Consider the following 25,670-nt stretch of genomic DNA (forward strand, 5'->3'; position numbering starts at 1 on the left):
GCAAAGCGCGGAGCCTAGTTGTCGTCCTCGTCGATCAGGAACCCCCGCATAGGCGTCGGCGCGCCCTGGAGGGGCGACGGACCCTGCGGCCGCACCGGGGCCATCGGCTGCGTCATCGCGGGCGACATCTGCTGCTGGCCGCCGTAGGACGGGGCGCCGTTGTGACCGCCCATGCCCTGACCGCCCCCGTACGAGGGACCGGAGTTGCCGTGGGACATGGCGCCCGCGCCGGCCGGGGCCATACCGCCCATGCCCGCACCCATGGTGTTGCCGCCCATGGTGTTGCCGCCCATCGTCCCGCCGCCCATGGAGGAGGAGGGCAGGGACGGAGCCGCCGGGGTGGTGCGCGGCGGGGCCAGCGAGTCGTCCGCCTGGTTCTCCAACTGGCGCAGCTGGGACTCCAGGTAGGACTTCAGCCGGGTGCGGTACTCCCGCTCGAAGCCGCGCAGGTCCTCGACCTTGCGCTCAAGGGTGGCGCGGGCGGACTCCAGCGAGCCCATGGCGACGCGGTGCTTCTCCTGCGCGTCCCGCTCCAGCGCGTCGGCCTTGGCGCGGGCGTCCCGCTCCAGGCCCTCCGCGCGGCTGCGCGCCTCGCCGACGATCTTGTTGGCCTCGGACCGCGCCTCGGCGATGGCCTGGTCCGCGGTCTGCTGGGCCAGCGACAGGACTCGCGCGGCGCTGTCGCCGCCGGGGCCCTGCTGCTGCATGGGGTGGCCGCCCATCGGGCCGGGGCCGCCCTGCATCGGGTGCTGCTGCATCGGGTGCTGGCCCATCGGGCCGGGGCCGCCCTGCATCGGGTGCTGGCCCATCGGGCCGGGACCGTGCTGCTGAGCGCTCGGACCAGCCGGAAGCTGCGGCGCGCCGCCGGGCAGCTGGGGCGGACCCATCTGCTGCTGGGGCATCTGCTGCGGCACCGGCTGCGGTCCGGATATGGCGGCGGGCACGGGACGGTCCTGTTCCGGCTTGCGCATCCCCTGCTGCTGGTTCTGCGCGGCCGCGCGGGTGGCCGCGGCGAGTTTGGCCCGCAGATCCTCGTTCTCGCGGAGCAGACGGGTCAGTTCCGCCTCCACCTCGTCGAGGAAGGCGTCGACCTCGTCCTCGTCATAGCCCTCTCGGAGGCGGACGGTCGTGAACTGCTTGTTCCGAACGTCCTCGGGGGTCAGCGGCATCTCTTCACCTCAACGTGATCGTCGACATATCGGGAGCCCGCACCGTTCACATCAAACCCCCGACGACGGAGATCAGGATGTACACGATGATCATCAAAACGAAGAAGGACAGGTCGAGCGCCACGCCCCCGAGACGCAGCGGCGGAATGAACCGCCGCAGAAGCTTGAGTGGCGGATCGGTGACAGTGTAGGCGCCCTCCAGGACCACCACCATCGCCCTTCCAGGGTGCCACGAACGGGCGAACTGGAAGACGTAGTCCATCACCAATCGGAAAATCAGCACGAACAGGAAGCAGTACAACGCGATGTACAGCACCTGGAGTGCGACACTCATCGCGCTTCCCTCTCCCCTGCTCGTCCGGCCGTGGCCGGAGCTCGTTCGGCCTGCGGCCGGGCCCTACGGTTGCGTTCTCGCTCAGCTCTGGTTGAAGAACCCGCCCTCTGCGATCCGGGCTTTGTCCTCCGCCGTGACATCGACGTTAGCAGGCGAGAGCAGAAAGACCTTCTGCGTCACCCGCTCGATGCTCCCGTGGAGGCCGAAGACCAGGCCCGCGGCGAAGTCGACCAGACGCTTCGCGTCCGTGTCGTCCATCTCCGTCAAGTTCATGATCACCGGCGTCCCCTCGCGGAAGTGTTCCCCGATGGTACGGGCTTCGTTGTACGTCCGGGGGTGGAGCGTCGTGATCCGGTACGGCTCGCGCTCTGACACGACCTTGGGCATGATCACCGGTGCGTTCTTCTCCAGACTGTGGCGTTCGGGATGGCGGTCGGGTGTGATGGACGCCACTGGCGCGATCCGCGGTTCGCGGGGCGCGGGGGCGTGGACGAGGCGGGCCGGCTCGTCCTGCGGGATGTGCCGCTCCACGGGCGGCACGGGCTGGCGCCTGGGCGGGCGTTCGGGCTCGGGGGCGGGCCGGCCGCTCGGCGGCGCGGCCACCTCGGGCTCGAACTCGTCGTCGGCGTCAAATCCCGGCCCGTCGTATCCGTCGTCCTCCACGAGGCCGAGGTAGACCGCCATCTTGCGCATCGCGCCGGCCATGCTCTGCGTCCTCTCAGCGGGGTTGCGGTCCTCGGCCGCCGCGACGACGGCCGCCACACCATATTTATGCTGTGGTCCGACTTGTTGGTGACGTTACCGGAGCCCGGGACGGACTCCGAGTACCGCCGTACCGATGCGCACATGTGTCGCCCCGGCCGCCACGGCCTCCTCAAGATCCTGGCTCATCCCTGCCGAGACCATGCTCGCAGCAGGATGCGATTCACGCAGGCGGGATGAGATTTCCCTCAACCGGTCGAAGGCCGCGCGCGGTTGGCCGGCGTAGGCTCCGGCCAGCGGCGCGACCGTCATCACTCCGTCCAGCCGCAGTCCCGGCGCGGCCGCCACGGCGTCGGCGAGCGCCTGCACGCCGTCCGGCGCCACACCGCCGCGTTCGCCCTGCGTACCGGACTCGGCGTCCAGCGCCACCTGGACGAGGCAACCCACCCGCCGGCCGCGGTCGGTGGCCGCGTTGGACAGCGCGGTGACCAGCCGGAGCCGGTCGACGGAGTGCACGTGGTCGGCGTAACGCACCACGGAGCGCGCCTTGTTGGTCTGCAACTGGCCCACGAAGTGCCAGGTGAGCGGGAGATCGGCGGTCTGCTCGGCCTTGCGCGCGGCCTCCTGGTCGCGGTTCTCCGCCATGTCCCGCACCCCGAGGCCGGCCAGCAGCCGTACGTCGTCAACCGGATACGTCTTGGTGACCACGATCAGGGTCACTTCCGCGCGATCACGCCCGGCGGCGGCGCAGGCGGAGGCGATGCGGGACTCCACGCGCGCCAGGTTCGCGGCGAGTTCGGCGGATCTGCCCGACAGATCGGGTGCGACCGGAGTGCCCGAAGTGCCCGGGTCGGTGGAACCCGGGCCGGTCGAGCCGGGGCCGGAGCCGGTCGAGCCGGGGCCAGTGGATTCGGGGCCGGTCGAGCCGGGTGGTGCGGGGTCGTTCACGCGGCGCCGTCCAGCCAGATGTAGCTCGCGAGGCGGCCGGTGCGGCGCTCGCGGCGGTACGAGTAGTGATCGGTGGATTCGAGGGTGCACACGGCGGGGGTCTCGTGCATCCGTACGCCCAGGCGCGCGAGTTGAGCGCGCACGCCGGCGCTCACGTCGAGCGCGGGCGTGCCCCAACTCGTCTCGGCGTACGCCTCGGGCACGACGGCGGCCGCCTCCTCCCGCATGGCGGCGGGCACTTCGTAGCATTTGCCGCATACCGACGGACCGAGCGCGGCGATCGTCCGACCAGGGTCGGCGCCAAGTGTGATCATCGTCTCAACTGCGGCCGGTACCACGCCCGCGACCATCCCGGGCCGGCCGGCGTGCGCCGCCGCGGCCACGCCCGCCACCGGGTCGGCGAGCAGCACGGGCACGCAGTCGGCGGTGAGCACCGCGAGGGTGAGGTCGGTCGTGGTGGTGACGACCGCGTCGACCCCCGGCGCGGGGCCGTCACCCCACGGGGCGTCGACCACCGCGACCTCGCGGCCGTGCACCTGGTTCATCCACACCACCCGGCCGGGGTCGCGGCCGAGCGCGGCCGCCACCCGTTCGCGATTGGCGTGGACGGCGGCGGGGTCGTCGCCCACCGCCCCGCCGAGGTTGAGGCTGTCATACGGAACGGCGCTCACCCCGCCCCACCTGTCGGTGAAGGCGAAGTGCGCGCCGTTCGCTGCGGTTCGGTGCCCTATCACTGCCGGGCGGTCACTTCAGGAAGTCGGGGACGTCGAGCTCCTCGGCCGCGGAGTCCTGGTACGGCCGGGCCGGGGGCACGATCGGCGGGATCACCGGCGGCACCGTGGTCTCGGCGGCCGGCTCGTCCGCCGGCTCGCGGTCGGCCGCGGGCGCGGAGGACAGCGGCAGCGCGCCGGGGCCGCTGCCGAACGAGGGGGCCGGGCGGCTCTCGCCGCGCGGCGCGGTCTCGTCGCGGGCGGTGTAGGAGCCGCCGCGGGAGGAGTCGCGGCTGCCCTTGGCCGGCGGCTGGCCGCCGTCGAAGCCGGCCGCGATCACGGTCACCCGCACCTCGTCGCCGAGGGCGTCGTCGATGACCGCGCCGAAGATGATGTTGGCCTCGGGGTGGGCGGCCTCGCTGACCAGCTGGGCGGCCTCGTTGATCTCGAACAGGCCGAGGTCGGAGCCGCCGGAGATGGACAGCAGCACACCGCGGGCGCCGTCGATGGACGCCTCCAGCAGCGGCGAGGAGATGGCCATCTCGGCGGCGGCCACGGCTCGGTCGTCGCCGCGGGCGGAGCCGATGCCCATGAGGGCGGAACCGGCCTCGGACATCACGGACTTCACGTCGGCGAAGTCGAGGTTGATCAGGCCGGGGGTGGTGATCAGGTCGGTGATGCCCTGGACGCCCGACAGCAGCACCTGGTCCGCGGAGCGGAAGGCGTCGAGAACGCTCACCTGCCGGTCGGAGATGGACAGCAGCCGGTCGTTGGGGATCACGATGAGCGTGTCCACGTTCTCCCGCAGACCCGCGATGCCGTCCTCGGCCTGGTTGGCGCGGCGGCGGCCCTCGAAGGTGAAGGGGCGGGTGACCACGCCGATGGTCAGGGCGCCCAGCGAGCGGGCGATGTTGGCGACCACGGGCGCGCCGCCCGTGCCGGTGCCGCCGCCCTCGCCTGCGGTCACGAAGACCATGTCGGCGCCCTTGAGCACCTCCTCGATCTCCTCCCGGTGGTCCTCGGCGGCCTTGCGGCCGACCTCCGGGTTGGCGCCGGCGCCCAGGCCGCGGGTGAGCTCCCGGCCGACATCGAGCTTGACGTCGGCGTCGCTCATCAGCAGGGCCTGCGCATCGGTGTTGATCGCGATGAACTCGACGCCCTTGAGACCGACCTCGATCATCCGGTTGATGGCGTTGACGCCACCGCCGCCGATGCCGACGACCTTGATGACTGCGAGGTAGTTCTGCGGTGCTGCCACGTCGAAGGCCTCTCGCCTCGAGTTACGAATCGTGTGGGACGGACGGTGCTGCTCGCCGGTGCCCGCTGCCGAACCCTGACCCTCAGGTTTAGGGTTACCAGTGTGCCGGTACCTGTGTTCCTTTGGGACGAGACACTAAGTCGACAAGCGGTGGAGGTTCAACGAACACGCCGAACCTCCCGTTTTTCTTTTCACCCTATGTGATCACGCCGACGGCCGCTGTGCCGGGGTCGGGGCCGCCCGGCCGGGCTGTCCGGCGGGCCGCCCGGCGGGCCGTCAACTTCCCGCCGCCGCAGGCGAGGTGGGCGCGCTGACGTCGTAGCGGACGGCGTGCGGCCGCGCCGTCATCAGCGCGGTCAGCACGGCGGCCTTGCGCGCGCCCTGCTCGGGACTGCCCCACACCACCTCGCGGCCGCCGGACAGTTCCACGGTGATGCCGTCGTAGGACCTGACCCGGACCGCCCGCGCCCTCGCGCGTACCGCCCGCGGAAGGTCGGCGGCCACGGTGATCGCGCCCCGCAGCAGGTCCTTCGCGCCGAACTGCCGCGGGCCCGCGAAGGACGCCGGGAGGAGCTGTACGAGCGGTACGCCAGCCGGCGGCCGGTCCACGGTCGCGAACCGCACACCCCGCCCGTCCACTTCGGTGTACGCGCGGCCGCTGCGCACCACCGCCGCGGCGACCCGCTCGGTCACCTCCACGGTGACCGTGTGGGGCCAGGAGCGGTCCACGGCGACCCGGTCGATGCGCGGCAGCGCCTTGAGCAGCCGCCGGCGCACCGCGCCGGTGTCCACCGACACCAGCGCCCCGCCGAGCGGAACCCGCGCGGCGCGCTCCACCTGATCCACCGTCAGCTCCTTGTTGCCCTCGACCCGCACCTTCGTCGCCCGGAACCAGGGCGAGCCGTACACCGCCCATGTCCCGCCGCCGAGCAGCACGGTGACGGCGACCAGGAGGACCAGGACGGTGCGCCGCCGCGGCGGCCCGAGGCGCGGCACCGGCCGGCGGGGCGCCGGGGTCGCCGGCTCCTGCGGCCGCGCCTGCGCGCGCGGTGGCCTGGCCTCCAGCCCGCTCACTTGCGGCCCTCCCGTACGTTCGACGTCCCCTCGCGCTTATCGTGCACCTCCCCGGGTGCGCACGCCCGTCCTTTGTGCGCGTGTCCGAGGACGCGGCACACGCGCCACCCGGGTGCGAACCGCCTACCGCCGACGGGCGGCGACCGCCTCGTACACCATGGCGACGAGCAACTCGTCCGCGTCGCGCCGCCCGAACTCCGCCGCCGCGCGGGACATGTCGTAGAGGCGGTGCGCGTCGGTGAGGACGGGCAGGACGTGCGAGAGTACCCACTCGGGCGTCAAGTCGGCGTCGTCGACGAGGAGACCGCCGCCCGCCTTGACGACGGGCTGGGCGTTCAGGCGCTGCTCGCCGTTGCCGATGGGCAGCGGCACATAGGCGGCGGGCAGGCCCACCGCGGACAGTTCGGCGACGGTCATGGCGCCGGCCCGGCACAGCATCATGTCGGCGGCGGCGTACGCCAGGTCCATCCGGTCGAGGTAGGGGACGGGGCGGTACGGCGGCATGCCGGGCATGTTGTCCGACCGCGGCAGTTCGTTCTTCGGGCCGACCGCGTGGAGGATCTGGATGCCGGACTGCTGCAGGCGCGGGGCGACGGTGGCGATCACCTCGTTGAGCCGGCGCGCGCCCTGGGAGCCGCCGGAGACGAGGAGCGTGGGCAGGTTCTGGTCGAGGCCGAAGGCGTGCCGGGCCTCGGGGCGGGCCGCGGCCCGGTCCAGGGTGGCGATGGTGCGGCGCAGCGGGATGCCGATGTAGCGGGCGTCGCGCAGCTTGCTGTCGGGGGTGGAGACGGCGACGGCGTGCGCGTAGCGGGAGCCGATCTTGTTGGCCAGGCCCGGCCTGGCGTTGGCCTCGTGGACCACGATCGGTACGCCGAGGCGCTTGGCGGCGAGGTAGCCGGGCAGCGCCACGTATCCGCCGAAGCCGACGACGCAGTCGGCCTTGGTGCGCTCCAGCACCTGCTCGGCGGCCTTGATGGTGCCGCGCAGCCGTCCCGGTACGGTGATGAGCTCAGGGGTGGGGCGGCGCGGCAGCGGCACGGCCGGGATCAGCGCCAGTTCGTACCCGCGCTCGGGCACCAGCCTGGTCTCCAGCCCCTTCTCGGTGCCGAGCGCCGTGATCCCCACGGTCGGGTCCTGCCTGCGCAGGGCATCGGCGAGCGCGAGCGCAGGCTCGATGTGGCCGGCGGTCCCCCCACCGGCGAGTACGACATGCACCGAAATTCACCGCTCTCCCGACGGCCGCCGCCCGGCGTACCGTCGCCTCATCCGTGTCATCGCCCGTCTCATGGGCGCAGTCGGGAACTGCCGCCCCCGCGCGACCAGGGCCGCTCGCGCGGCGGGCTCGCTCCTGGCGAAGGAGATCAGCAGCCCGATCGCGAACATGGTCGGCAGGAGGGCGGAACCCCCGTAGGAGAACAGCGGGAGCGGGACTCCGGCGATCGGCAGCAGACCGAGGACCGCACCGATGTTGATCACGGCCTGGGCCGTGATCCAGGTGGTCACGCCACCCGCTGCGAACCTGACGAAGGGGTCCTCCGTACGACCGGCCACGCGGATACCCGCGTAGCCTAGTGCCGCGAAGAGGGCGAGCACCGACAGTGTCCCCGCCAGGCCCAGTTCCTCCCCCGTCACGGCGAAGATGAAGTCGGTGTGCGGTTCGGGCAGTTCGCCCCATTTCTCCACGCTTGCCCCGAGCCCCGAGCCGAACCAGCCGCCGGACGCGAGGGCGTAGATCCCGTGCACGGCCTGCCAGCACTGGTCGCCGGCGCCGGGGGAACTGGCGCCGATGCAGTGCAGCCGGCCCATGCGGTTCGGGCTGGTGGCCACGGCCAGGGTCGCCAGCGAGGCGGCGCCGGCCAGGACGCCGGCGAACAGCCGGGTGGGCGCCCCCGCCAGCCACAGCATGCCGAAGAGGATGGCGGTGAGGATCATGGTGGTGCCCATGTCGCCGCCGAGCATGATCAGGCCGAGCAGCAGGACGGCGACCGGCACCAGGGGTACGAGCAGGTGCTTCCACTGCGTCAGCAGGCGCCGCTCGTTCTTGCGCGCCAGCAGGTCCGAGCCCCACAGCACCAGGGCGAGCTTGCCGAACTCGCTGGGCTGGAGCTGGAAGGGGCCGCCGATGGAGATCCAGTTCGTGTTGCCGTTGACGGTCTCCCCTATCCCGGGCACCTGGACCAGCACCATCAGGAAGACCGCGCCGAGGAGCAGGGGGTACGCCAGGGCGCGGTGCGAGGTGACCGGCAGGCGGGCCGCGGTGAGAAGCAGGACCGTGCCGATGGCGACCGCCAGCAGTTGCTTGCGGAAGTAGAAGGTGGACGGCAGGCCCATCCGCAGCGCCTGGATCATCGAGGCGGAGTAGACCATGACCAGGCCGAGCACGGTGATCAGCGCCGCCGCGCCGGCGATGACGTAGTACGCCGTGAGGGGGCGGTCCCAGGCCGTTCGCAGGCGGCGGGGCAGTGCGGCGAGGCCGCGGACCGCGCTCCCTCTCGGCGGGCCCGGGCGGACCGGCCGGCCCGCTCCTCGCCGCGGGTTGCCGAAGGGGCCGGGCGCCCGGAGCCCGGTGCGCCCGCGCGGCACCGGCCGCGCGTCGGGGCCGGCTCCGCGGGCCTTGGCGCCGCGGGCCGCCCCCGCGGCATCCCCGCGGCCGCGCTCCCGGCCGGCCGGGTTCTCCCGGCCGCGGCCGGTCCCGGCCTGCCCCGCCGGGTTCTCGCGGCCCTGGCCGCCGCGGGGGGACGCCTTGCGCGGGGTGGGCGGCAGGTCGGGGACGGGGGCCGCGCGGCGGGGGGCGGGGCGGTCGCCGCCGCGGGCGGCGGAGCGGTCTGGCGTCATGCGTCCCCTCCGTACGTGCGCTGCGCCGGCGTACGGCTAGCGGCCGTCCCCGGTGTCCGCGGTGTCCGCGGACCCCAGGGCGCGGACGGCGTCCGCGAACATGTCGCCGCGCACGTTGTAGTTGGTGAACATGTCCATCGACGCGCAGGCCGGCGCCAGCAGGACCGTATCGCCAGGGGAGGCGAGTTCGCGGGCCGCGGCGACGGCCGCGGCCATCGCCCCAGTGTCGGTCCGTTCCAGGTCCACGACCGGCACCTGCGGGGCGTGTCGCGCGAGCGCTTCGCGGACCAGGGCGCGGTCGGCGCCGAAGAGGACCACCCCGCGCAGCCGGGGAGCGGCACGGCGGACCAGGTCGTCGAAGGCCGCGCCCTTGGCGAGGCCGCCGGCCAGCCAGACGACCGACTCGTAGGCGGCCAGCGACGCCTCGGCGGCATGGGTGTTGGTGGCCTTGGAGTCGTCCACGTAGCGGACGCCGTCGAGCACGGCGACCTCGGCGATGCGGTGGGCGTCGGGGCGGAAGGCGCGCAGGCCGTCGCGTACGGCGGCCGGGCCGACGCCATAGGCGCGGGCGAGGGCGGCGGCGGCCAGGGCGTTGGCGATGTTGTGCGGGGCGGGCGGGTCGATGTCGGAGGTCTCGGCCAGCTCCTGGGCGCTGCGCTGCCGGTCGGCCACGAAGGCGCGGTCCACCAGGACGCCGTCCACGACGCCGAGTTCGGACACGCGCGGGGCGTCGAGGGTGAAGCCGACGGCCCGGCAGCCCTCCTCGACGTCGGCCTCGCGGACCAGGCGCTCGGTCTCCGGGTCGGCGGTGTTGTAGACGCACGCGACCTTGTTGCCGTTGTAGACGCGGCCCTTGTCCGCCGCATAGGCGGCCATCGAGCCGTGCCAGTCCAGGTGGTCGGGGGCGAGGTTGAGCACGACCGCCGAGTGCGGGCGCGGGCTCGGCGCCCAGTGGAGCTGGTAGCTGGACAGTTCGACGGCCAGGACGTCGTACTCGCGTGTCCCCAGCACGACGTCGAAGAGCGAGACGCCGATGTTGCCGACCGCGGCCGTGCGCAGGCCCTCGGCTTCGAGGATGGAGGCGAGCATGCGGGTCGTGGTGGTCTTGCCGTTGGTGCCGGTGACCGCGAGCCAGGGTGCCGCGTCCGGGCCGCGCAGCCGCCAGGCCAGCTCGACGTCGCCCCAGACCTCCAGGCCCGCCTGCGCGGCGGCCGCGAACAGCGGGCTGGTGGGCTTCCAGCCGGGCGTGGTGACGACCAGGTCGGTGCCGTCCGGCAGTCCCGCGGCCGCGTCGCCCAGGCGTACGGCGATGCCGAGCGCGTCGAGCTCGGCGGCCTCGGCCCGCTGCTTGTCGCCCGCGATCCCGTTGACGACGGTCACCCGGGCGCCCAGCTCGTGCAGCGCCTTCGCGGCGGGCACCCCGGAGACGCCGAGGCCGGCGACGGTGACGCGGGCGCCCTTCAGGTCGGCGGCGGCGCCGCCCGCGCCCGTCACGAGGCCGCCACCCAGGCCGCGTAGAACAGGCCGAGGCCCACGGCCATGCACATGCCCTGGATGATCCAGAACCGGACCACGACCAGCACTTCGCTCCAGCCCTTGAGTTCGAAGTGGTGCTGGAGGGGGGCCATCCGGAAGACCCGCTTGCCGGTGAGCCGGAAGGAGCCGACCTGGATGATCACGGACATGGTGATGAGGACGAACAGGCCGCCCAGGATGGCCAGCAGCATCTCGGTGCGCGAGCAGATCGCCAGGCCGGCGAGCGCGCCGCCCAGGGCCAGCGAGCCGGTGTCGCCCATGAAGATCTTGGCGGGCGAGGTGTTCCACCACAGGAAGCCGAAACAGGCGCCCATGAGGGCCGCGGCGACCACGGCCAGGTCGAGTGGATCGCGCACCTCGTAGCAGGCGCCGTTGGCGCTGACGGGGGCGCCGCACCACTGGCCGTACTGCCACACGCCGATGACGGTGTAGGCGGCGAAGACCATGACGGAGGCGCCGGTGGCCAGGCCGTCGAGGCCGTCGGTGAGGTTCACGCCGTTGGACATGGCCAGGATCATGAACAGCGCCCAGATGACGAAGATCACCGGGCCGACCGACCAGCCGAAGTCGGAGGTGAAGGAGAGCTTGGTGGACGCCGGGGTCTGGCCGCGCGAGTCGTGGAAGTTCAGCGCGAGGACGGCGAAGGCGATGCCGACGATGAGCTGGCCGGCCATCTTGGCCTTGGCCCGCAGGCCCAGGCTGCGCTGCTTGACGATCTTGATGTAGTCGTCCAGGAAGCCCACCAGGCCGAGACCGGCGGTCAGGAAGAGCACCAGCAGCCCGGACATGCTCGGCTTGTCGCCGGTGATCAGCTTGGTCGCCGCATAGGCGACGAGAGTGGCCAGGATGAAGGCGATGCCACCCATGGTGGGGGTGCCGCGCTTGCTGTGGTGGGCCTTCGGGCCGTCGTCCCGGATCATCTGGCCGTAACCGCGCGAGGCCAGCAGGCGGATCAGCAGCGGGGTGCCGATCAGCGAGAGGAAGAGTGCGAGGACGCCGGAGACGAGGATCTGCTTCATCGGGCGGCACCCTCGCGGGACGCGTCGCCGAACCCGCCAGCCGGCTCGTCGATCAGCGCCATGGCGACGGTCTCCAGACCGACCGACCTCGATGCCTTCACCAGCACGACGTCCCCCGGCCGCACTTGCGTGCGCAACAGGTCGATCGCCGCCTCAGCGTCGGACACGTGCACCGACTCCTCACCCCACGAACCCTCGTTATAGGCGCCCATTCGCAGCCAGGCGGCTTCGGTACCGCCGACCGCCACGAGCTTGCTGACGTTGAGCCGGACGGCCAGCCGCCCCACCGCGTCGTGCTCGGCGAACGACTGATCGCCGAGTTCGGCCATCGCGCCCAGCACCGCCCACGTCCGGCCCCCCCGGGCCCGTGCGGACCTGCCCATCGCGGCGAGCGCGCGCAGGGCAGCCCTCATGGAGTCGGGGTTCGCGTTGTAGGCGTCGTTGACGACCGTCACGCCGTCGGGCCGCTCGGTGACCTCCATCCGCCACTGCGACAGCGGGCCGGCCGCGGACAGCCCGGAGGCGATCTCTGCGGCAGGCATGCCGAGTTCACTGGCGACGGCGGCCGCGGCGAGCGCGTTCGACACGTGATGCTCACCGTACAGGCGCAAGGTCACGTCGGCGCACCCGGTAGGTGTGCGCAGGCCGAAAACCGCCTGACCCCGGTCGTTCAACCGGACATTCTCGGCACGGATCGCGGCGTCCTCGCTCTCCCCGAACAGCACCACCCGGGCCTTGGTGCGGTCCGCCATGGCCCGTACCAGGGGGTCGTCGGCGTTGAGGACGGCGATGCCGCCCTCCTCGGCCGGCGGCAGTTCCTCGACGAGCTCCCCCTTGGCCAGGGCGATCTGCTCCTTGCCGCCGAACTCGCCGATGTGGGCGGTGCCGACGTTGAGCACCACGCCGATCCGCGGCGGGGTCAGGCCGGTCAGGTAGCGGATGTGGCCGATGCCGCGGGCGCCCATCTCCAGGACGAGGTGGCGGGTGCGCTCGTCGGCGCGCAGCGCGGTCAGCGGCAGCCCGATCTCGTTGTTCTGCGAGCCCTCGGGCCAGACCGTGGGGGCGATCCGGTCCAGGAGCTGGGCCATGAGGTCCTTGGTGCTGGTCTTGCCGGCGGAGCCGGTCAGGGCGACCAGGGTGGCGCCCAGGCGCTCGATGACGTGCTTGGCGAGCCGGCCGAGCGCGGCCTGCACGTCGTCGACGACGATCGCGGGCACGCCCACCGGGCGGGCCGCGAGCACGGCGACGGCGCCGTCGGCGACGGCCGCCGCGGCGAAGTCGTGCCCGTCCGCCCGCTCCCCGGCGAAGGCGACGAAGAGCGCTCCCGGCACCACCTGCCTGGAGTCCCTGACCACGGGCCCGGTGACCCGCAGCGTGCTGTCCGGTATGTCGTGCGTGCTCCCGCCGACCGCTTGTGCGACCTCGGCGAGGGTGAGGGGGATCACAGCGTCTTCTGGTCCTTCTCGATCGCGGCGCGGAGCACCTCGCGGTCGTCGAAGGGGCGTACCACTCCGGCGATGTCCTGGCCCTGCTCGTGGCCCTTGCCGGCCACCAGCACGATGTCTCCCGGCCGCGCGCGGGCGACCGCGCCGGCGATCGCCGCGGCCCGGTCGGGCTCGACGACGACGTGTCCGCGCCGGTCCGCCGGCACCGTCAGTGCGCCGTCCAGCATGGCGGCGAGAATCGCCAGCGGATCCTCCGAGCGCGGGTTGTCCGAGGTGAGGACGGCGGTGTCGGCGAGCGCGGCGACGGCCGCGCCCATGGGTCCGCGCTTGGAGCGGTCCCGGTCGCCGCCGCAGCCCAGCACGCAGTGCACCCGGCCCTTCGTGGTGCCGCGCAGCGCGCGCAGCACGGACTCCACGGCGTCGGTCTTGTGCGCGTAGTCCACGACGGCGAGATACGGCTGGCCGGCGTCCACCCGCTCCAGGCGGCCCGGTACGCCGGGCACGGCCGCGATGCCGTCCGCGGCGGCCTGCGGGTCCAGCCCGGCGGCGGCCAGGGCGGCGATCGCGGCGAGGGTGTTGGCGACGTTGAACGGGCCGGGCAGCGGGGCGGTCGCCCGTACCAGCTCGCCCTTGGGCCCGATCACGGTGAAGCGGCTGTCCAGCAGCCCGGCCTCGACGTCCTCGGCCCGCCAGTCCGCGTCGAGGCGGCCCTGCGCGGAATAGGTGACCAGGGGCACGGTGGCCTCGGCGACCAGGCGGCGGCCGTACTCGTCGTCGAGGTTGACCACGCCCAAGCGGCTGCGGCGCGGGGTGAACAGCTGCGCCTTGGCCTGGAAGTAGTCCTCCATGCCGGAGTGGAACTCCATGTGCTCGGGGCTGAGGTTGGTGAAGACGGCCACGTCGAAGACGGCGCCGTCGACCCGGCCGAGCACCAGGGCGTGGCTGGAGACCTCCATCACGACCGACTCGACGCCCCGCTCGCGCATCACCGCGAACAGCGCCTGCAGGTCGGTGGCCTCGGGGGTGGTGCGCTCGCTCTTGATCCGCTCGTCGCCGACGCGGGTCTCGACGGTGCCGATCAGCCCGGTCCGGCCGCTGCGGGCCCCCCGCAGCCCGCCCTCGGCCAGGTAGGAGGTGGTCGTCTTGCCGGAGGTGCCGGTGATGCCGATCCGCAGCAGGCCGTCGCCCGGCTCGTCGTACACCGCTGCGGCCAGTGCGCCCATCACGGCCCTGGGGTCGGGCACGGTGAGCACGGGCAGCCCGGTGGCGGCGGCGCGCTCGGCGCCCGCCTCGTCGGTCAGTACGGCGGTGGCGCCCGCGGCCGCGGCCTGGGCGGCGAAGTCGGCGCCGTGCACGTTGGCGCCGGGCAGGGCGGCGTACAGGTCGCCGGGGCGCACCGCGCGCGAGTCGTGGGTGATGCCGGTCACAAGGGCGGCGCCGTCCGGCGCGGGCACGCCTTCCGGCGCGGGCGCATCGTCCGTTACGGGCACGCCTTCCGGTACGGGTGCGCCGTCCCCTGCCGGCGTCCACTGCCGCGTCCTGAGGAGCGCGGCGAGGTCGGCCAGCGGTTTCGGACGCGTATGTGCCGGCCGGGGCAGGCCCGGCCGGGCGAGGGTCGGCTGATCAGCGTTGGGCACGGCCGTGAGGTTACCCGCCGTGCCGGGGTTCGGGCCAAAAGGGGGCCGGGCCCGCGGGTGCGGGTCGCGGGTCGCGGCTCCTCGCGGCCGGGAGCCGCGGCCGCCCTGGTCAGGGTCATTGCTTGTCATGATCATCTCGTTTTGCCGCCGGGCGTGGTGGCCGGCGGCCCGGGGTCGAAGTCGATCGGCAGGTCCGGCGCCTTGGTGCCGGTCGGCGGCACCCGCAGCGTCTTGAGGGCGAACTCCATCACCTGCTTGAACACCGGACCGCAGATCGAGCCGCCGTAGTAGCTGCCGCGGGTCGGGTTCTGGATGACGCAGGAGACGGTCAGCCGGGGGTTGTCGGCGGGCGCGAAGCCCAGGAACGAGGCGGTGTAGCCCTTGTAGCGGCCGGTCAGCGGATCCACCCGGTTGGCCGTACCGGTCTTGCCCGCCACCCGGTAGCCGTCGATCCGGGCGTGGATGCCGGTGCCCTGTTCGCTGCCGACCACGGACTCCAGCATCTGCGAGAGCGTCTTCGCGGTGCTGCTGCTGACCACCCGGGTCCTCGTCGGCGCCGGCGCGGGCACGAACTTCCCGTCCGGCCCGGTGGTGCCGCGGATCAGCGTGGGCTGCACGCGCACCCCGCCGTTGGCGATGGTGGAGTACACCGAGGTGGCCTGCAGGGCGTTGAGCGACAGGCCCTGGCCGAAGGGGATGGTGAACTGCTGGGAGGCGTTCCACTTGTCCGGCGGCGCCAGGATGCCGGGCGTCTCGCCCGGGAAGCCGAGCCCGGTGGGCCGGCCGATGCCGAACTTGCGCAGGTAGGAGTACAGCACCCGGTCGGCCTCCGCCTGGGTGGAGCCGAGGTGCTGGGTGGCCAGGATGGTGCCGATGTTGCTGGACTTGGCCAGCACCCCGTTGAGGGTGAGGTACCAGGTGCCGTGGTCCACGTCGTCGTGGAAGATCCGGTCGGCCCGCGGCAGGGTGCCGGGGACGGTGACGCGGGTGGTGGGGGTGGCGGTGCCGGTGTCGAGGACGGCGGCCATGGACATCAGCTTGCTGACGCTGCCGGGCTCGTAGGCGTCCTGCACCGCCGCGTTGCCCAGTGCCCGCGGGTCGGCGTGCGACAGGTCGTTCGGGTCGTAGCCCGGGGCGTCGGCCATGGCGAGGATCTCGCCGGTGCGGGAGTCCTGCACGATCACGTAGCCGCGGTCCGCGGCGGACTGCTCGACCTGGGCGCTGATGGCGCTCTGCGCGGCCCACTGGATGTCGCGGTCGAGGGTCAGCTCGACGTCCGTGCCGGGGATCGCCGGGTGCTCCTGGGCGCCCGCGGTGGGGATCTGGTGGCCGGCGGACTGCTCATAGCGGACCTCGCCGTTGGTGCCGGCCAGCTCCTTGTCGAGCATCGACTCCAGGCCGCCGGCGCCCTTGCCCCGGCTGTTGACGAAGCCGATGACGCCGGCGGCGAGGTCGCCGTTGGGGTACACGCGCTTGGTGTGCGGCTCGCTGAACACGCCGGCCAGCACGTCGGCGCCCTGGCCTCTGGCGGCCTTGGCGGCGAAGGAGCTCTTGAGGTCCTTGATCTGCTGCCAGACCTGCGGGGACTGCTGCCTGGCGATGATCTGGTAGCGCGAGCCGGGTGCGGCGAGCTGCCTGGCGATGGTGGCCGCGTCCCCGCCGACGATGGGCGCGAGCAGTTCGGCGGCCTGCTGCGGGGCGTCGCCGACCTTGGCCTGAGCGGGGGTGAACAGGTACGGGTCGGCGGTGATGTCGAAGGCGTCCACGGTGGCGGCGAGTGCCACGCCCGAGCGGTCGGTGATGGTGCCGCGATCGGCGACGACCTCGTGGGTGACCCACCGGTTGACGGCGGCCTTGGCGGCGTACGCGGAGGCGTCCACCACCTGCACCTGGAGCAGCCGCACCACGAAGGCGGCCATCACCAAGGTGAGCGCCAGGCCGACCAGCCGCAGCCTGGGCCGCGGGCTGCCCAGCCGTACACCGCGCGGTCCACGGGGGCCGCGGGGCCCGCTGGGGCCACGGGGTCCGCGCGGGGCGCCCGGCAGCCGGCCGGACGGTGTACGGGGCCGGCCGGGGCGGGGAGCGCCCGCCCGCGGCGCCGCGCCGGTGCGGCGGACCGGCCCGGGCGCTCCTCCTGCTTGGCTCACGTCGGTCACCTGCCGGGAGTGGGTGCGGTCGCCGGGCCGCCGGCGGCCGCGGTCGGTCCTTGGCCGGACGCGGTCGGCGTGCCCTGCGGCGGTGAGGGCTCGGCGGTGGCCGGCCGGGTGGTGCCGCGCACGGTGCCGTCCGGGGCGAGGAACGCCGGGTTGCCGCCGGGGACCATGCCCAGCTCGCGGGCGCGCCGGTCGAGCGCGCCCGGGGCGCCGTACCCGTCGACCTCCTGCTGGAGCTGCTGCTGCTCGTCGGTGTACTGCGTGGTCTCCTTCTGCAGCTTGTTCAGCTCGAAGGAGTCCCGGTTGACGGCCGCGTTCAGCAGCAGCAGCGCGATCAGTCCGCCGGCCAGAAGCGTCACGACGAGTACGACGAACGGGGTGCGGGCGGCGGTTGCGGCCGCCGGGCGCAGGGCCCGGCCCGGGCCCCGCGGGCCCGGGCCGCCGGGCCGTTGTCCCGGGCCCCAGGGCCGCCCGCGCAGCGGTCCGCTCACAGCACGTCCTCCCGGATGCGTTCGGCGGCGCGCAGCCGGGCCGGCGCCGCCCTGCGGTTCTCGGCGATCTCGTCCTCCGTGGGCAGCTCGGCGCCCCGGGTGAGCAGCTTCAGCCGGGGCTGGTACCGCTCGGGCACCACCGGCAGGCCGGGCGGCGCGGTGCTCGCCGCGCCCGCCGCGAAGACCTGCTTGACCAGCCGGTCCTCCAGCGAGTGGTACGACAGCACGGCGATCCGGCCGCCCACCCCGAGCGCGGCGACCGCCGCGGGCACCGCCCGCTCCAGCACCGCGAGCTCCCCGTTGACCTCGATCCGCAGCGCCTGGAACGTGCGCTTGGCGGGGTTGCCGCCGGTCCGCTTGGCGGCCTGCGGCAGCGCCTGCCGGATCAGCTCGACCAGGCGCGCGCTGGTGGTGAACGGCTCGCGCGCCCGCTCGCGCACCACGGCCTCCACGATCTTGCGGGCGAACTTCTCCTCGCCGTAGGTGCGCAGGATCCGCACCAGCTCGCCGGGCGGATAGGTGTTGAGCACCTCGGCCGCGCTGATGCCCGTCGACTGGTCCATCCGCATGTCCAGCGGCGCGTCCTGGGCATAGGCGAACCCCCGCTCGGCCTCGTCCAGTTGCATCGAGGACACCCCGAGGTCGAACAGCACGCCCTGGACGCGGGGGATGCCCAGGCGGGCCAGGACGGCGGGCAGCTCGTCGTAGACCGCGTGGACGAGGGTGGCGCGGTCGCCGAAGGGCGCCAGGCGGCGCGCGGACAGCTCCAGGGCGGCCGGGTCGCGGTCGAGGGCGACCAGCCGGGCGGCGGGGAAGGCGCGCAGCAGGGCCTCGCTGTGCCCGCCCAGGCCCAAGGTGGCGTCCACCACCACGGGGCCGGGGGCCGCGGGGTCGCCCGGGCCGGCGAGCGCGGGTGCCAGCAGGTCGAGGCAGCGGCGCAGCATCACGGGGACGTGCCGCGGTTCCTCGGGGCGCTCGGCCGGGTGGATGTCGTTCATCGGGCTCGTTCTGCTCGGTGCGGGCGTGGGTACGGGGCGGTCTGCCGGTCTGCGGGTGTCCGGTTCTGCGGGTCTGCGGTTCCTCGGGTCTGCGGTCCTGCCAGTCTGCCGGTCCTGCCAGTCTGCCGGTCCTCGGGTGAGGGGCGTGGAGCGGCTCCCCTGGTCCGCTGCCCCACGGGCGGGGACGTAGAACCGGGTCCCCGCCCGCTCTGCAGAAACGTTCCCCTGGCACCGGGGAAGTGGTGCCAGCGGAACCGGGAGCGGGAGGAGGCCGAGCCGTACGTCCGCGCGCGCGACGGTGGTACGCGGTGGGGCGCGCGGGTGCGTGGCCGCGCTCACAGTAATCCGGGCGGAACCTCCTGGGACAGGGCCGAAAAGGTGTCTTCCTGGTCCGCCAGGTAGCGCTCCCAGGCGTCCGCGGCCCAGATCTCCACCCGGCTGTTGGCGCCGATCACCGCGCAGTCGCGGACCAGCCCCGCGTACTCCCGCAGCGGCTGCGGGACGGTGACCCGGCCCTGCCTGTCGGGCACCTCGTCGTGGGCGCCCGCGAACAGCACCCGCAGGTAGTCACGGGCGGACTTGGAGGTCAGCGGCGCGGCGGACAGCCGCTCGGTGGCCGCCTTGAAGCCGTCCAGGGGCCATACGCACAGGCAGCGCTCGTGGCCGCGGGTGATCACCAGACCGTCGGCGAGCTGCTCGCGGAACCTGGCGGGCAGCACCAGCCGGTTCTTGTCGTCCAGCCGCGGGGTGTACGTCCCGAGGAACATGCGTGCACACCTCCACGCCACGGCGGCCGACCCCACTTCGCGCCACTTTACTCCACCCTGCCCCACCGTCAACGAACGGCCCACGTGGGCGCGCCCTGCGGCACGCGGGCCGCGCACGCTAACGTCGGGGACATGTCGACCGAATCCAGCGGCCTGTCCGCGTCCACGCAGTCCACCGCGTCCGCCGCTTCCGCGCAGTCCACCGCGTCCGTGACCGACAAGCTCGTCGAGGCGAACACGCGCTACGCAGCCGAGTTCCACGACCCGGGCATGGACGCCCGGCCCGTCCTGCAGGTGGCGGTCGTCGCCTGCATGGACGCCCGTATCGACCTGCACAAGGCGCTCGGCCTCGAACTCGGCGACTGCCACACCATCCGCAACGCCGGCGGGGTGGTCACCGACGACACCATCCGTTCGCTGGCCATCAGTCAGCGGGCCCTCGGCACCCGCTCGGTGGTACTGATCCACCACACCGGCTGCGGCATGCAGTCGATCACCGAGGACTTCCGCGCCGAGCTGGAGGCCGAAGTGGGGCAGCGGCCCACCTGGGCGGTCGAGGCGTTCACCGACGTGGACCAGGACGTCCGGCAGTCCATGGCACGGGTGCGCACCTCCCCGTTCCTGCGCCACACCGATGACGTGCGGGGCTTCGTCTTCGACGTGCACACCGGCCTGCTGCGGGAAATCACGAACCAGTAACGGCTGCCGAGTGACGTGGGCCGCCGCCTGAGGGAAGAATGCATCGTGCGGCACCACTCGCCCGAGGCGAGCGTTGCGCAATCGGGGAGGGCCGGTCCGGGATGACCGCGACCCTGCGGTCCCCAGGAACAGGCCGAGGAGTACCGGGTGACGACCTTTGACGCACGAGCGAACCTGAGCGATCTGACCACGACCGCGGAGAGGGTTCGCCGTAGCGTGGAGAACGTGATCGAGGGCAAGCCCGAGGTCGTGCGGATCGCGGTCACCGTGCTGCTGGCCGAGGGGCACCTGCTGATCGAGGACGTGCCGGGGGTGGGCAAGACGATGCTGTCCAAGGCCCTGGCACGTTCCATCGACTGCTCGGTGCGGCGGATCCAGTTCACGCCGGACCTGCTTCCCTCGGACATCACCGGGGTGAGCGTCTTCGACCAGCAGCAGCGGGACTTCGAGTTCAAGCCGGGCGCGATCTTCGCGCAGATCGTGGTCGGCGACGAGATCAACCGGGCCTCGCCCAAGACGCAGTCGGCGCTGCTGGAGTCGATGGAGGAGCGCCAGGTCACCATCGACGGCACCACCTACGAACTGCCCAGCCCCTTCATGGTGATCGCCACCCAGAACCCGGTGGAGATGGAGGGCACGTACCCGCTGCCCGAGGCGCAGCGGGACCGCTTCACCGCGCGGGTCTCCATCGGCTACCCCAGCCCTGACGCCGAGCTGAAGATGCTCGACGTGCACGGCGGTGTCTCCCCGCTGGACGACCTGGAGCCGGTGGCGCACGCGCACGAGATCGTCAAGCTCATCGAGGCGGTCCGCCAGGTGCACGTCTCCGACCCGGTGCGGCGGTACGCGGTCGCGCTGGTCGGCGCCACCCGCACCCACCCCGACCTGCGTCTGGGCGCCTCCCCCCGGGCCACCTTGCACCTGGTACGAGCGGCCCGCGCCTCGGCCGCGCTCGACGGCCGGGACTACGTGCTGCCCGACGACGTGCAGGCGCTGGCCGGCGCCGTGCTCGCGCACCGGCTGCTGCCCACCGCGCAGGCGCAGCTCAACCGGCGCACCCCGGAGCAGGTGGTGGCCGAGATCGTGCAGCGGGTGCCGGTGCCCGATCCCTCCGCCGGACGGGGACCGGCCCCCGCCGGGGGCTGGCCGCAGCCGCCGGCCGGCCGGCCGCAGGGCCCCGCGGGCACGCGGGGGCTGTGATGTCCGCGCCCGTCCCCCCGCCGCCGGCGGCTCCGCCCGGCGCGCAGCAGGGCGGCGCCGGGTTCCGCTCGGCCCTCGGCGGGCTCACCACCCGCGGCCGCTCCTTCGTGGCCGCCGGGCTCGCCGCGGCGGCGTGCTCGTACGTCCTCGGGCAGTCGGACCTGCTGCGGGTCGGCCTGCTGCTGGCGGTGCTGCCGCTGGTGTGCGTGGCCGTGCTCTACCGCACCCGCTACCGGGTGGCCGGCAGCCGCCGGCTGAGCCCCTCCCGGGTGCCGGCGATGTCCGAGGCCCGGGTGCACCTGCGGGTGGACAACGTCTCGCGGGTCCCCAGCGGCATGCTGATGCTCCAGGACCGGGTGCCCTACGTGCTGGGGCCCCGGCCCCGGTTCGTCCTGGACCGGGTGGAGCCCGGCGGCCACCGCGAGGTGTCCTACCGGGTCCGCTCCGACCTGCGCGGCCGCTATCCGCTCGGCCCGCTGCAACTGCGGCTCACCGACCCGTTCGGCATGTGCGAACTCACCCGCTCCTTCAGCGCGTACGACACCCTGACCGTGGTGCCCCGGGTCGAACCGCTGCCGCCGGTGCGGCTGGCCGGGGAGGCGTCGGGGTACGGCGAGAGCCGCACCCGGGCGCTGGCGCTGGCCGGTGACGACGACGTGATCCCGCGCGGCTACCGGCACGGCGACGACCTGCGCCGGGTGCACTGGCGGTCCACCGCGAAGTACGGCGAGCTGATGGTCCGCCGCGAGGAGCAGCCCAACCGGGCGCGCTGCACGGTGCTGCTCGACACCCGGCGCGACGCCTACTTCGGCGCCGGGCCGGACTCGGCCTTCGAATGGGCGGTGTCCGGGGCCGCCTCGGTCGCCGCGCACATGCTGGAGCGCGGCTTCGCGGTGCGCCTGCTGACCGACGACGGCACCAGCGTGCCGGGCCCGGAGGGCGGCGCGGGGTTCAGCGGCGACAGCTCCGACATGGCTGGCGTCCTGCTGGACACCCTCGCGGTGGTCGACCACTCCGAGGGCGAGGAGCTCTCGGCCGCCTACGCGGTGCTGCGGTCGGGCTCCGAGGGGCTGCTGGTGGCGTTCCTCGGCGACCTGGACGACGAGGAGCAGGCGGCGAGCGTGGCCCGGATGCGGCAGCGCACCGGCGCCGCCATCGCGTTCGTCCTGGACAGCGACGACTGGACGGCCCGCGAACCGGCCGGCCGCTTCGACCCGCCCGCCGAGCGCACCGCCCCGGACGCCGGGCCCGAGGGCCCCGGCGGCTTCCGCGGCACCCGCCAGGCGGTACGGATGCTGCGCGAGGCCGGCTGGACGGTGGTGGAGGCCAAGGCGGGCGACGCGCTGCCGGAACTGTGGCAGCAGGCGGACCGTTACCGCAGCCGGGAGGAGAGCCGGCAGGAGTACGGGCAGCCGTCCTCCTCCGCGCCGGGGGGCGCGCCCGGGCCGGCACAGTACGGGGCGGGGGCGACGGCATGAGCGGACGGGCACGTCTGACGGTGAGCGCGGCGGCGGCCTCGCTGATGGCCGCCGCCGCGCTGCTGCCGCTGGCCTCGCCGGCCGGCTGGTACTTCCAGGCGGTGGCGTGCGTACTGCTGCAGTGCGCGGTGGGCGCGGGGGCCCGGCGGATACCGCTGGCCCGGCCGCTGACCGTCCTGGCGCAGGCGCTGGTGTCGCTGCTGGCGCTGACCGTGGTGTTCGCCCCTCACCAGGCGCTCGGCGGGATCGTCCCGACGCCCGCGGCCTTCCGCCAGCTCGGGCAGCTCGTGCAGAGCGGCCTGACCGACGTCGGCAACTACTCGATCCCGGCCCCGGTGACGCCGGGCATCAGGCTCCTGCTGGTCGGCGGCGTGATGGTGGTCGCGCTCGCGGTGGACGCGACGGCGGTGACGTACAACAGCGCGGCCCCGGCCGGGCTGCCGCTGCTCGCCCTGTACTCGGTCGCGGCCGGCCTGCACAGCGGCGGCACGCAGTGGCTCTACTTCCTGATCGCCGCCGGCGGCTACCTGCTGCTCCTGCTGGCCGAGGGCCGGGACCGGCTCTCGCGCTGGGGACGGGTCTTCGGCGGCCCCGCCCAGGGGGGCCGGCCCGGCGGGCCGGGGTCGCTCACCACGGGCGGCACCGCGAGCGCCCCGGTGCGCACCGGCCGGCGGATCGGCGCCATGGCGCTGGGCATCGCGCTGATCGCCCCCCTGATGCTGCCCTCGCTGGGCAAGGGCCTGCTCAGCACCACCGGCCACGGCTCGGGCGGCGTCGGCGGCGGCAACGCCGGAGCGGTGAACCTGGTGGCCGCCCTCCAGGACAACCTCAACCAGCCCGACGACCGCGAGGTGCTGACGTACCGCACGACCACGAAGGACGTCGGCGGGATGTACCTGCGGATCGCCGCGCTCGACAAGTTCGACGGCAAGCAGTGGTCGCCGTCCAAGCAGGAGACCGAGGATCTGCCGACGCCGTTCCCGCGCCCGCAGGGCATGGCCGACGACGTGCCGTTCACGACGGTGACCACACGGGTGCAGGTGGACGACTCGTACGTGCAGGGGCTGCTCCCCCTGCCCTTCCCCGCGTCCTCCGTGTCGGTCCCGGGGACGAACTGGAAGTTCCAGCCCGAGGGCCGGATGGTGGTCGGCGCGAACGGCCAGAACGCCTCCGGGGTGCAGTACACCGTGGCCAGCATGCAGGTCCAGCCCACCGCCCAGGAACTCGCGGGGGCGCCGCCCGCCACCGGTCGCATCGCCTCGCAGTACGAGAAGGTGCCCGCCTCGCTGCCTGCGGTGGTCGCCGCGACCGCGCAGCAGGTGACCCGGGACGCGACGAACGACTACGAGCGGGCGCTCGACCTCCAGCGGTACTTCACCTCCGGGCAGTTCGTCTACAACACGCAGGCCAAGGCGGGCACCGGGGTCGACGCCATAGCCCGGTTCCTGCAGACGAAGGAGGGCTTCTGCGTCCACTTCGCCTTCACCATGGCGGCGATGGCCCGCACCCTGCACATCCCGGCCCGGGTCGCGATCGGCTTCACGCCGGGCTCGCAGAACCCCGACGGGTCGATGTCCGTGGGGCTCAAGGACGCGCACGCCTGGCCGGAGCTGTACTTCGAGGGGATCGGCTGGACCCGCTTCGAGCCCACCCCGTACCGGGGTTCGGCGCCCTCGTACACCCAGACCCCGACCACCGGGACGAGCAACGAGCCGCGGGACCGGACGCAGCACGGCGGCGTGACAGGGCCGTCCGCCACACCGTCGACGTCGCCGAGCTGCGCGCCGGACAGCCCGCGGCAGGCGGCGGACTGCGGTGCCGCCGCGACGGCGGCGGGCGGCGGTCCGGGCGGCGGCGGCATCGGGGCCGGGCGGATCGCGCTGATCGCGCTCGCCGCTGCGCTGATGCTGCTGGTGCCGGCCACCCCGCTGCTGTGGCGGTCCCGGCTGCGGGCGGCCCGGCTCGGCGGCGGGCGGTTCGGCAGCGGACGGTTCGCCGGCGGGCGGCTCGGCGGCGGGCGGGCGGTCCGGGCCGAGGAGCCGGCCCTGTCCGCCTGGCGCGAGGTGCTCGACACCGGCTGGGACTACGGGGTGCTGCCCGACGACTCGGAGACGCCGCGGCGGGCGATGGCCCGGCTGGTGGCCGAGGGCAGGCTCTCCGGCGAGGCCGCGGCCTCGGCCTCGGCGCTGGCGACGGCGGTGGAGCAGACCCTCTACGCTCCCCACCCGCGTCCGGTCCCGGGCCTCGCGGCCGAGGTCCAGCGCGTGCGGGGCGGGCTGCACGCCTCCGCCTCCCGCACCGCCCGGCTCCGGGCCCGCCTGCTCCCCCGCTCCTCGGTCCGGCTGGTGTGGGCGCTGTCCTCCCGCTGGACGGCGCTGTCCACCCGGGTCTCGGCGGCGGCCCGCAAGGCGGCCTCGCTGCCACGCCCGCGCAGGAGGAACCCGAAGGAGGCGTGAGCGCCCGCGGCCCGGCCGCGCCCTCGCGGGGGCGGCCGGGCTTTCGTGAAGCGGCCGGACTCTCGCGGGGCGGGGTTCGGGACGGGGTCACGGACGGGCCTTCCGGGGCGGGACCGTGCCGCCCGGGGCGGGGCCGCCGCCGTACGGCACGGCCCGTCGCCTTGTGCCAGGGGCAGGCAGCGCGAAGGGCGCGGAACCGTATCGGGTTCCGCGCCCTTCGCGCTGCCTGCGCTCATCCGGGGGAGTATGCCGTCCGCTACTGGCCCTGCTGGTCGCGGCGGCGCTGCCAGCGCTCCTCGATGCGGTCCATGACCTTGCCGCGGCGCGGCTGGTGACGGCGGCCGAAGCGGCGGGACTGGACGACGGGCGGGGGCTGCTCGCCGGGCTTGGCGACCCTGCGCCAGCCGGTCACCGTGAGCACCGCGCAGCCGAGCATCACCAGGAAACCCACCACGCTGATCCACGGCTGCTTCCAGATCACGCCGCTCATCAGCAGTCCGACACCGACGACGAGGAAGCCGGCCATGGCCAGGTAGACACGCCGCCGGGTGTACGTGCGCAGCCCGTTTCCCTCAAGCGCCGACGCGAACTTGGGATCTTCGGCGTACAGCGCTCGCTCCATCTGCTCGAGCATGCGCTGCTCATGCTCCGAGAGCGGCACGGAGACCTCCTACTCGTCGGTCGCGCGGGCGACCGGTCCGACCCATCCAGAATAGGCAGGGAATCGCCCCCGTGAAACCCGCCCCACTGCGCCAATCCGA

At 73.8% G+C, this 25,670-nt stretch carries 22 protein-coding genes; 4 read left to right on the forward strand and 18 right to left on the reverse strand.

From position 1 onward, the window contains the following. Positions 1–14: 14 nt before the first annotated feature. From K7G61_RS20505 to mraZ, 17 genes are all read right to left on the reverse strand, one after another. On the reverse strand, positions 15–1,169 hold the full coding sequence (locus K7G61_RS20505; RefSeq protein WP_225848359.1) for a DivIVA domain-containing protein: 1,155 nt from the start codon (positions 1,167–1,169) through the stop codon (positions 15–17). Positions 1,170–1,215: 46 nt separating this feature from the next. Next, entirely contained in the window at positions 1,216–1,503 is a 288-nt protein-coding gene (locus K7G61_RS20510; protein WP_225848360.1) for a YggT family protein, read from the reverse strand. An 81-nt stretch (positions 1,504–1,584) separates the two neighbouring features. Next, positions 1,585–2,208 (reverse strand): cell division protein SepF, encoded by a 624-nt coding sequence (locus K7G61_RS20515; RefSeq protein ID WP_225848439.1) that lies wholly within the window; start codon positions 2,206–2,208, stop codon positions 1,585–1,587. 93 nt (positions 2,209–2,301) lie between these two features. Beyond that, positions 2,302–3,021 carry a YggS family pyridoxal phosphate-dependent enzyme gene (locus K7G61_RS20520; RefSeq protein ID WP_225848440.1) on the reverse strand — a complete coding sequence of 240 codons (720 nt, stop codon included), beginning with the start codon at positions 3,019–3,021 and terminating at the stop codon, positions 2,302–2,304. 128 nt (positions 3,022–3,149) lie between these two features. After that, a complete protein-coding gene (pgeF, locus tag K7G61_RS20525; RefSeq protein ID WP_225848361.1) occupies positions 3,150–3,887 on the reverse strand; it encodes a peptidoglycan editing factor PgeF in 738 nt (245 codons plus the stop codon). A 10-nt stretch (positions 3,888–3,897) separates the two neighbouring features. Next, on the reverse strand, positions 3,898–5,121 hold the full coding sequence (gene ftsZ / locus K7G61_RS20530) for a cell division protein FtsZ (protein WP_225848362.1): 1,224 nt from the start codon (positions 5,119–5,121) through the stop codon (positions 3,898–3,900). Between the two features lie 276 nt (positions 5,122–5,397). After that, positions 5,398–6,195, reverse strand: coding sequence for an FtsQ-type POTRA domain-containing protein (locus tag K7G61_RS20535; RefSeq protein WP_225848363.1), 798 nt, complete (start codon positions 6,193–6,195; stop codon positions 5,398–5,400). A 123-nt stretch (positions 6,196–6,318) separates the two neighbouring features. After that, a complete protein-coding gene (murG, locus tag K7G61_RS20540) occupies positions 6,319–7,410 on the reverse strand; it encodes an undecaprenyldiphospho-muramoylpentapeptide beta-N-acetylglucosaminyltransferase (protein ID WP_225848364.1) in 1,092 nt (363 codons plus the stop codon). Positions 7,411–7,416: 6 nt separating this feature from the next. Then, a complete protein-coding gene (ftsW, locus tag K7G61_RS20545; protein ID WP_225848365.1) occupies positions 7,417–9,030 on the reverse strand; it encodes a putative lipid II flippase FtsW in 1,614 nt (537 codons plus the stop codon). Positions 9,031–9,066: 36 nt separating this feature from the next. Continuing rightward, positions 9,067–10,524: a UDP-N-acetylmuramoyl-L-alanine--D-glutamate ligase gene (gene murD / locus K7G61_RS20550; RefSeq protein ID WP_225848366.1), complete on the reverse strand. Its 1,458-nt coding sequence runs from the start codon at positions 10,522–10,524 to the stop codon at positions 9,067–9,069. Continuing rightward, positions 10,521–11,585: a phospho-N-acetylmuramoyl-pentapeptide-transferase gene (gene mraY / locus K7G61_RS20555; RefSeq protein WP_225848367.1), complete on the reverse strand. Its 1,065-nt coding sequence runs from the start codon at positions 11,583–11,585 to the stop codon at positions 10,521–10,523. Before mraY ends, murD begins: the two co-directional genes overlap by 4 nt. Beyond that, the gene (gene murF, locus K7G61_RS20560) at positions 11,582–13,030 is read right to left on the reverse strand and encodes a UDP-N-acetylmuramoyl-tripeptide--D-alanyl-D-alanine ligase (RefSeq protein WP_225848368.1); all 1,449 of its coding nucleotides are present in this window, start codon (positions 13,028–13,030) and stop codon (positions 11,582–11,584) included. Before murF ends, mraY begins: the two co-directional genes overlap by 4 nt. Continuing rightward, entirely contained in the window at positions 13,027–14,796 is a 1,770-nt protein-coding gene (locus tag K7G61_RS20565) for a UDP-N-acetylmuramoyl-L-alanyl-D-glutamate--2,6-diaminopimelate ligase (protein WP_225848369.1), read from the reverse strand. Before K7G61_RS20565 ends, murF begins: the two co-directional genes overlap by 4 nt. A gap of 2 nt (positions 14,797–14,798) precedes the next feature. Further along, positions 14,799–16,823, reverse strand: a complete 2,025-nt coding sequence (locus K7G61_RS20570; RefSeq protein WP_374204185.1) for a peptidoglycan D,D-transpeptidase FtsI family protein — start codon at positions 16,821–16,823, stop codon at positions 14,799–14,801. Beyond that, the gene (locus tag K7G61_RS20575; RefSeq protein ID WP_374204186.1) at positions 16,820–17,311 is read right to left on the reverse strand and encodes a hypothetical protein; all 492 of its coding nucleotides are present in this window, start codon (positions 17,309–17,311) and stop codon (positions 16,820–16,822) included. Before K7G61_RS20575 ends, K7G61_RS20570 begins: the two co-directional genes overlap by 4 nt. Next, positions 17,308–18,309: a 16S rRNA (cytosine(1402)-N(4))-methyltransferase RsmH gene (gene rsmH, locus K7G61_RS20580; RefSeq protein WP_225848370.1), complete on the reverse strand. Its 1,002-nt coding sequence runs from the start codon at positions 18,307–18,309 to the stop codon at positions 17,308–17,310. Before rsmH ends, K7G61_RS20575 begins: the two co-directional genes overlap by 4 nt. Before the next feature lie 335 nt (positions 18,310–18,644). Beyond that, a complete protein-coding gene (gene mraZ / locus K7G61_RS20585) occupies positions 18,645–19,076 on the reverse strand; it encodes a division/cell wall cluster transcriptional repressor MraZ (RefSeq protein ID WP_225848371.1) in 432 nt (143 codons plus the stop codon). Positions 19,077–19,208: 132 nt separating this feature from the next. On the opposite strand from mraZ, the gene K7G61_RS20590 reads away from it, so the two are divergent. From K7G61_RS20590 to K7G61_RS20605, 4 genes are all read left to right on the forward strand, one after another. Further along, a complete protein-coding gene (locus K7G61_RS20590; RefSeq protein WP_225848372.1) occupies positions 19,209–19,775 on the forward strand; it encodes a carbonic anhydrase in 567 nt (188 codons plus the stop codon). A 147-nt stretch (positions 19,776–19,922) separates the two neighbouring features. Next, a complete protein-coding gene (locus K7G61_RS20595; protein ID WP_225848373.1) occupies positions 19,923–20,975 on the forward strand; it encodes a MoxR family ATPase in 1,053 nt (350 codons plus the stop codon). Then, entirely contained in the window at positions 20,975–22,453 is a 1,479-nt protein-coding gene (locus tag K7G61_RS20600; protein WP_225848374.1) for a DUF58 domain-containing protein, read from the forward strand. The genes K7G61_RS20595 and K7G61_RS20600 overlap by 1 nt, the downstream gene beginning before the upstream one ends. Continuing rightward, positions 22,450–24,909 (forward strand): DUF3488 and transglutaminase-like domain-containing protein, encoded by a 2,460-nt coding sequence (locus K7G61_RS20605; RefSeq protein ID WP_225848375.1) that lies wholly within the window; start codon positions 22,450–22,452, stop codon positions 24,907–24,909. Before K7G61_RS20600 ends, K7G61_RS20605 begins: the two co-directional genes overlap by 4 nt. Before the next feature lie 256 nt (positions 24,910–25,165). Here K7G61_RS20605 and K7G61_RS20610 read toward each other — a convergent pair whose 3' ends face one another. Next, positions 25,166–25,570, reverse strand: coding sequence for a DUF3040 domain-containing protein (locus K7G61_RS20610; protein ID WP_225848376.1), 405 nt, complete (start codon positions 25,568–25,570; stop codon positions 25,166–25,168). Between the last annotated feature and the right edge of the window lie 100 nt (positions 25,571–25,670).

Source organism: Streptomyces sp. HPF1205 (assembly GCF_020400825.1).
Classification (GTDB): Bacteria; Actinomycetota; Actinomycetes; order Streptomycetales; family Streptomycetaceae; genus Actinacidiphila.